Genomic DNA, 5,401 nt, shown 5'->3' on the forward strand with positions numbered 1-5,401 from the left:
GCGGCGCCGCCGGCGGGGCCCGCCTCGCCCGTGGCCGCCGCGCCGTCCGCGTCGACGGCCGCCGGTCCCCCGCCGGGCGGGCTGACGCTCAAGGACGACGCGGCGACGATCACCCTGAACTGGACGGACCCGGCGGGCGGCGGGGTGCCGTTCATGGTGGCCGGCGGCCGGACCGGCAAGGCGCTGGGCGTGATGGCCACGGTGGACCCGGGCCAGACCAGCTACACGGTCAACGGGCTCAACTCGCGGGTGGACTACTGCTTCACCGTGCTGGCGGTCTACTCGACGGACTCGTTCGCCACCTCCGGGCAGGTCTGCACGGAACGGGAGGGCGACACGCCGTCGAGCTGACCGTCCACTGCGGCGTGGCGCACACGCTCGGTGTCCACAGCGGGACGGTGCGGGTTCCCCCGCCCCCGACCGGGCCATATGATGGCACCCGGCTCAGGGGAGGGTCGCCGGACAGGGCGCGCCACCTGCCAGGGACGACACAGGAGGCAGCCGGTAGTGGCCACCATCGACGAGGCCGGGCACGCCGGCACCGCTCCCCCGCCTCGCCGGCCCCGCCGGATGCGCGGCGGGGTCGTCACCATCGCGACGGTGGCCGCGCTGCTGGCCGCCATGGGGCTCACCATCCACGGGCTCGGCGCGGCGGACAACGCGGTGGCGAGCCACGACGCGAGTTCCTGGCTGTGGAGCGCCGCGCGCAGCGAGCTGGCCCGCGTCAACGGGATCACCGCGCGGGTCGACACCCGGGTCGGAGTCCCGGGCGCCCGCCGGCACCCGATGCAGGTCACCCAGACCGACCGGCTGCTGGTCCTGCGGGACCTGAACACCGGCCAGGTCAGCTCGCTGGACCTGGCCACCCTCCAGATCACCGCGACCACCCGGACGACCCCGGGGCTGGGCGTCAACGTCGCCCTGCACGGGGACGCGGCGTTCGTCGTCGACGCCGTGCAGGGCGTCGTCCGGCAGCTCGACCCCCGGTCGCTCACCCCGGTCGGCGAGCCGGTGCGCTACCCGCCGGGCATCACCGGCGGCTCCTTCGACGGCGAGGGGCGCCTCTGGATCGCGGTGCCCAGCGAGGGCACCGTCTCGGCGGTCACCGCCGCGCCGCTCCCGTCCGCGCCCGCGTCGGCGGCCCCCGCCGGGGCCGGCCTCAGCCCGAAGAAGGTCGAGACGTACGACGTCGCGGACGCCAGCCACGACCTGGTCGTCTCCACCCTGGACGACGGCGTCGCGGTGCTCGACCGCACCGCCGGGGCGCTGGTGATCGTGCAGCGGGGCGAGGTGCGGACCACGTCGCTGCCGATGACCACGCCGGGCGCGCTGCCGGCGCGGACCAGCGGGCCGGACGTGCCCGTGACGGTGCCCGGCGAGCGGCGGGTGCACGTGGTCGACGACGCCGGCGCGGTGCGCGCGTTCACCGTGCCGGGCACGGGCGACCAGCTCAGCCCGGCCGTGGCGTGGGCCGGCCGCTACTACTGCGCCGACGAGGCGTCCGGCACGGTCTACGCCTTCGACTCCGCCGGCCGGCTCGTCGACACCATCCGGGGCCGGGGCACCGGGCCACTGGAGCTGGAGGTACGGGAGAACCACCTCTTCATCAACGCTCCCGACTCGGCCACCGCCCAGGTGGTGGACGACAGGCACCAGGTCCGCGAGGTCGACAAGTACGCCAACGACGTGCTCGGTGGCGACCCGCCGCCGGCTCCCCCGCCGCCGCCCCCGCCGAAGAAGCCCAGGGTGGGCAAGCCGGGCGCGCCGCGCGACGTCACCGCCGCCGCCGGCAACGCGCAGGCCCGGGTGAGCTGGCGGCCGGCCCCGGCCAACGGGGCGGAGATCGTCCGGTACGTGGTGCAGGGCGCCGGCCAGCGCGTCGAGGTGGGCGCCAACCAGCGGGCCGTCGAGATCAAGGGCCTGACCAACGGCGAGACGTACCGGTTCTCGGTGCACGCGGTCAACGCGAAGGGCGACGGTCCCGCACGGACCAGCAACCCCGTGACGCCGACGGCCGCGGTGCCGGACCCGCCGTCGGGCGTCACCGCCGAGGAGCGCTTGGACGGCACGGTGCTGGTGACGTGGCCGGCGGCGAACGGGCAGGGCAACACGATCGCGAAGTACGTGGTCACGGCCACGTCGGCGGGCACCAACGCCCCGGCCGGCGAGTCCCGCAGAACCGAGCTGGTGGTGCCGGCGGGCGAGCTGGAATACGGCACGCAGTACGCGTTCACGGTGGTGGCGGTCAACGACCGGGGCGCCGGCTCGGCGGCCTCGCCGGTGAGCAACACGGTCGTGCCGTACGCGCCACCGGAGCGACCCACCGAGCTGCGGGCGACCACCGTGGCCGATCGACCGGGCACCGTCGCGGTGCAGTGGGCCCCGGCGACGGCGAACGGCCGCCCGGTGACGAAGTACCTCGTGGACGTGGGCGGACGCGGCAGCGAGGTGACCGACACCCGGGCCACGGTGGACGGGCTTGGCGACGGCCAGAACGTCACCGTGAAGGTGCGGGCGGTCAACGAGGCCGGCCCCGGCCCGGAGGCCACCGCCACGGCCCGCACCGTGGCCGAGCCCCGCGTCACCGTGACCGGCTCCTCGGCCGACGCCACCTCGGCGACGGTGACGTTCACCGTGGACGCCGGCGGCGGCAGGGCGACCTGCGCGCTGAGCACGAACGGCGAGCCGGCGAAGCCCGGGAACTGCTCCAGCATCACGATGACGGGCCTGACCCCCGGCACGAAGTACACCTTCACCGTGACGGCGAGCAACGCCGCCGGCAAGGGCACCGCCACCCGCGCCCAGGCCACGGGCGCCCTGTACGGGATCGCGACCTGCCGCAACGGCACCTCCGGCGCGGAGGCCCGCTACTGCACCCGGGAGATCCCCGGCGAGCGCAACGGCAACGAGATCTTCAGGGTCACCCGGCAGGACGACGACCAGCAGGCCGGCTGGGTCGCGAACGGCACCCGGCTCAAGGCCTACTGCAAGAAGCAGGGCGAAGAGGTCTACGCCTACATCTACAACAACGAGAAGCGCAGCACCTGGTGGGTGCAGGTCGACTACAGGGGACGCACCTACATCCCCTGGGCCTGGCTCAACCTGGAGGGCGGCGACGACATCAAGGTCCTGCCCACCTGCTGACCACCCAGGCAAGGAGCACCACCGCCGTGAACACCCCAGAACCGCTCACCCAGCCGGAGGTGCAGGGCTTCGCCGCCCTCGCCGCCCGGCTGGCCGAGAACGTCAACGCGGTGGTGCTGGGCAAGCCCCAGGTCGTCCGGCTGGCGCTGACCGCCCTCTTCGCCCAGGGGCACGTGCTGCTGGAGGACGTGCCGGGAGTCGGCAAGACCACCCTGGCCCGGGCCGTCGCGGCGACCGTCAAGGGGCAGTGGCGGCGCATCCAGTTCACCCCCGACCTGCTCCCCTCCGACGTGTCCGGGGTGACGATCTTCAACCAGGCCACCCGGGGCTTCGAGTTCCACCCGGGGCCGGTGTTCGCGAACATCGTCATCGCCGACGAGATCAACCGGGCGTCGCCGAAGACCCAGTCGGCGCTGCTGGAGGTGATGGAGGAACGCACCGTCACCGTCGACGGGGTCCGGCACCCGGTGCCGCAGCCGTTCCTGGTGGTGGCCACCCAGAACCCGGTGGAGATGGACGGCACGTACCGGCTGCCCGAGGCGCAGCTCGACCGGTTCCTGGTGAAGCTCTCCGTCGGCTACCCCGACGAGGCGGTCGAGGTGGAGGTGCTGCGCGGGGCGACGGTCCGCTCCCCGGAGGCGCTGACGGCGGTCACCGACACGGCCACCGTCGGGGAGATGGTCCGGATGGCCCGCCGGGTGCACATCGCCGAGCCGCTCTACGCGTACGCGGTGCGGCTGGCCGCGGCCACCCGCACCCACCCGCAGGTGCGGGTCGGGGTCAGTCCCCGGGGCGTGATCGCGCTGACCAGGGCGGCGTGCGCGTACGCGCTGATCGACGGACGGGGCTGGATCATGCCGGAGGACCTGAAGACCCTGGCCGAGCCGGTCTTCGCGCACCGGCTGCTGCTCACCCCCGACGCGCAGGTGCGCGGGGTGACCGCCGCCGAGGTGCTGCGCCAGGCGGTCGCCTCGGTGCCGGTGCCGCTCCCCTCGGGCCAGCCCGCCCCGGTCCAGGGCTGACCGGCGACGCCGGTGTCCGCGCTCACCGCCCGCTGTGTCGGGCTGCTCGTCGCCGCCGTCGTGCTGCTCGGGGCCGGCTTCCGCTTCGCGTACCCGGAGCTGACGCTGCTCGGGGCGGCGGCCGGCACCGCCGTCGGCTACGCCGTGCTGACCGCGGCCTGGCGGCCCCGCCTGGAGGTGACCCGCAGCGCGGACCCGGACCGGGTGGCGCGGGGCGAGCCGGCGGCGATGACCCTGACGGTGCGCAACGCCGGGCGACTGCGGGCGGCGAGCCTGGTGGCCGAGGACCGGTGCGGCGACCGCGCGGTCCCGGTGCCGCTGCTGCGGCTGCGGCCGGGCCGGGACACCACGGTCCGCTACGAGGTGCCGACCGCCCGGCGGGGGGTGGTGCCGGTGGGGCCGCTGCGGGTGACCCGGCGCGACCCGCTGGGCCTGGTGGCGCTGGCCCGCCCGTACGGCGGCACGGTGCCGGTCTGGGTGCACCCGCGCGTGCACCCGCTGAACGCCGTGCCCACGGGCGCGGGGCGCAGCCTCGACGGCCGGGTGGACAAGGTGCCACACGGGTCGATCACCTTCGACTCGTTGCGCGAGTACGTGGTCGGTGACGAGCTGCGCCGGGTGCACTGGCGTACCAGCGCCCGGGTGGGCGAGCTCATGGTGCGGGAGAACGTGGACACCAGCCTGCCCCGGATCGTGGTGCTGCTGGACAACCGGGCGGGCGCCCACCCGCAGCGCCTCGACGGGGTGGCCGAGTCGTTCGAGTCGGCGTGCGAGGCCGCCGCCTCGGTGCTCGTCGCCGCGTTCCGCGAGGCCCTGCCGGTGGTGCTGCTGCTGGTCGCCCCGGAGCCGGCCGGCACCCCGGCGGGGGGCGACGACGCGGCGGCGCACGGGCCGCTGGACCGGCTCGCGGCGGCGGGGCTCGTCGACGGGGGCGACCTTCAGCCCGCCGCCACCCGGCTGCGGCGGGAGCGGCTCGGCGACACGCTGGTCTTCCTCACCGGGCCGGGTGGCCGGGACGACCTGGGGACGGTGGGCGCGCTGCGGGCCGCGTACCCGTCGGTGGTGGTGGGGGTCTTCGGGGCGACGGAGCCGGCGCCGTCGGGCGCGGCCGGCCTGGTGGTGATCGACGCCGCGGACGGGGCGGCCTTCGCCGCCGAGTGGGACGGGGTGCGCAGGTGGTGACAGTGCCCGGCGGCGCGGCGGGGCGGAGCGCCGGCGGGGTCGGCGCTCCGCCC

At 75.7% G+C, this 5,401-nt stretch carries 4 protein-coding genes; all 4 read left to right on the forward strand.

What is annotated here, in order from left to right; all coding sequences use genetic code 11:
- Positions 1-351: fibronectin type III domain-containing protein (locus ACSNN9_RS27585; protein ID WP_436676219.1), on the forward strand; the 351-nt coding region annotated here is incomplete at its 5' end.
- A gap of 219 nt (positions 352-570) precedes the next feature.
- Positions 571-3,144 carry a fibronectin type III domain-containing protein gene (locus ACSNN9_RS27590; RefSeq protein ID WP_436676223.1) on the forward strand — a complete coding sequence of 858 codons (2,574 nt, stop codon included), beginning with the start codon at positions 571-573 and terminating at the stop codon, positions 3,142-3,144.
- A 26-nt stretch (positions 3,145-3,170) separates the two neighbouring features.
- Positions 3,171-4,166: an AAA family ATPase gene (locus tag ACSNN9_RS27595; protein ID WP_357579430.1), complete on the forward strand. Its 996-nt coding sequence runs from the start codon at positions 3,171-3,173 to the stop codon at positions 4,164-4,166.
- Between the two features lie 12 nt (positions 4,167-4,178).
- A complete protein-coding gene (locus ACSNN9_RS27600) occupies positions 4,179-5,348 on the forward strand; it encodes a DUF58 domain-containing protein (RefSeq protein WP_436676221.1) in 1,170 nt (389 codons plus the stop codon).
- Positions 5,349-5,401: the final 53 nt, after the last annotated feature.

Origin of the sequence: Micromonospora sp. URMC 107 (assembly GCF_051386315.1) — a bacterium.
GTDB lineage: Bacteria > Actinomycetota > Actinomycetes > Mycobacteriales > Micromonosporaceae > Micromonospora.